Source organism: Dietzia sp. CW19, from assembly GCF_014145265.1.
Classification (GTDB): domain Bacteria; phylum Actinomycetota; class Actinomycetes; order Mycobacteriales; family Mycobacteriaceae; genus Dietzia; species Dietzia natronolimnaea.
The window spans coordinates 1-1,782 of record NZ_JAALEE010000093.1 but is presented as its reverse complement, the minus strand read 5'-3'; the positions used below and the strand labels follow the sequence as shown (position 1 = coordinate 1,782).

Sequence of the window (1,782 nt, the reverse complement as noted above, 5' to 3'; positions counted from 1 at the left end):
GCCTCCGTGTGGAGGCGGGCCGGCGGTCGTTCACCCGGGCCGCGAGCCGGGTGTAGCGGGAAGATCTACGCGCTGCCCGCGGGGATCGGCGCGAACCGACGGACCGCGTCCTCGAGCTGGTCGAAGAGGGTGGAGATCTCCCCCGCGCGCCGGTCGTTCGGCTGGAGACCCTCCGGGCCGAACTCGGTGAACAGGCTCAGCGACACCTGCTGCCGGACGCCGAACATCCGGAAGTTCGCGACGATCTGGCGCCACTGCTCCACGGCCCGTACCCCGCCCTCGGCGCCGTAGGAGACAAAGGCGACCGGCTTGTCCGCCCACTCGTCACCGAGGGAGTCGAAGGCGTTCTTCAGAGCGCCGGGAACGCCGTGGTTGTACTCGGGGGTCACGAAGATGAAGGCGTCGTAGGAGTCGATCGCCTCACTCCACCGGGTGACCCGCTCGTCGTCGTACTGCTTGTTCGCGGCACCCGGCACGGTGGCCGAGGTGAGGAGCGGGACGTCGAAGGACTTGAGGTCGACCAGGTCGTAGGTGGCGAGCTCCCGCGATGACGCCTCCGCGGTGACCCAGTCGGCCACGGCCGCGCCGCCCCGCTCGTCACGGACACTGCCCAGGATGATGCCGATCTTCACTCGCGTCTCCTCCGTCGATCGATGTCGTGGACACCTCGACCGTACTTGAGTGACACGGCAACAATCTACCGCCTGCCGTAGACAGTGACCGACGCCACCGCACACACCCGGCCGCGGGCGTCCCGCGTGACCGCCTGCGCGATCCCCCAGCTCCGACCGTCGTGGAGCGCCTCGGCGCGCACCGTGACCGGGCCGACGAGCGGGATCTGCCGCACGTACCTCACGTCGAGCGAGGACGAACTGACGTCTCGCTCGTGCGGGAACACCGCGGCGCCGGCCACCTCCGCGACGGCCGCGAAGACCCCGCCGTGCAGGTTCCCCAGCGGGTTGGCGAGCGCCGGTTCGGGGGCGATCACGGCCTCCACCGCGCGGGTGTCCCCCGGGCCGTCATCGTGGTGGTCCACCGTCAGGCACAACACCTCGGCCAGCGTTCCCGGCGCCAACGCGGAGGGCCACGGCGGCTCGTCGTCGTAGTCATCCGGGTCCACGACCCCCGCGATCTCCATCGACTTCACCAGCCCCGCGGCGACCACCTCGCCGTCGTCATCGAGGACGTCGCCCCGCGTGGTGAGGCAGTGGCCGTCGTCGCCCAGGTGGTCCGTGCGCACGCCCAGTCCGGTCGACCCCTCACGGGGGCGCGCCAGCAGATCCAGGCGGAGTTCGGTGGTGACGGTCCACATCCCCTCGGGACGACGGCGGTGGTTCTCGGCCCCGAGACCGGAGTCGACCAACACCGCCAGGGCCCCCGTGGCGAAGCGCCCGGACGGGTCCACGAACTGGTCGGCGACCGGCTGGTGCCAGCTCACGGTGCCGTCCCCGTTCTGGCTGAAGGTCAGTCCGAGCCGGGGTTCCGGGCCGTGGTGCGTCGATTCCCTCATCTAGCGACGCTAACACGTGTTCCAGTCCTGCCCGTCGGGCCCACGTGGCCGCACAATGGAGCCGTGCCCCCACGAGCAGAGCCCCCCCGGACAGCACCCCTGAGCAGCGAGGTTCTCGCGACGCCCCGACGCTGGCCGATCCGCACGGCCACCACCGTGATCGCCACCGCGATCGTCATCCTGGTGCTGGCCGCCGCGGCGGGGGGCGCGTGGCTGCTGCTGCGCACCGCCGCGCACAGCGCGATCGACACGGTGGACCGGGGTCGGGCGGT

2 protein-coding genes and 1 pseudogene are annotated in these 1,782 nt (G+C 71.4%); 1 reads left to right on the top strand and 2 read right to left on the bottom strand.

All coding sequences use genetic code 11. The features are described from left to right. Positions 1 to 65: 65 nt before the first annotated feature. Positions 66 to 632, bottom strand: coding sequence for an NAD(P)H-dependent oxidoreductase (locus G6021_RS03355; RefSeq protein WP_182639629.1), 567 nt, complete (start codon positions 630 to 632; stop codon positions 66 to 68). A 65-nt stretch (positions 633 to 697) separates the two neighbouring features. Continuing rightward, positions 698 to 1,510, bottom strand: a complete 813-nt coding sequence (locus tag G6021_RS03350; protein ID WP_182639630.1) for a hotdog fold thioesterase — start codon at positions 1,508 to 1,510, stop codon at positions 698 to 700. A gap of 63 nt (positions 1,511 to 1,573) precedes the next feature. On the opposite strand from G6021_RS03350, the pseudogene G6021_RS03345 reads away from it, so the two are divergent. Further along, positions 1,574 to 1,782, top strand: a pseudogene (locus tag G6021_RS03345) (histidine kinase); the annotation flags it as partial.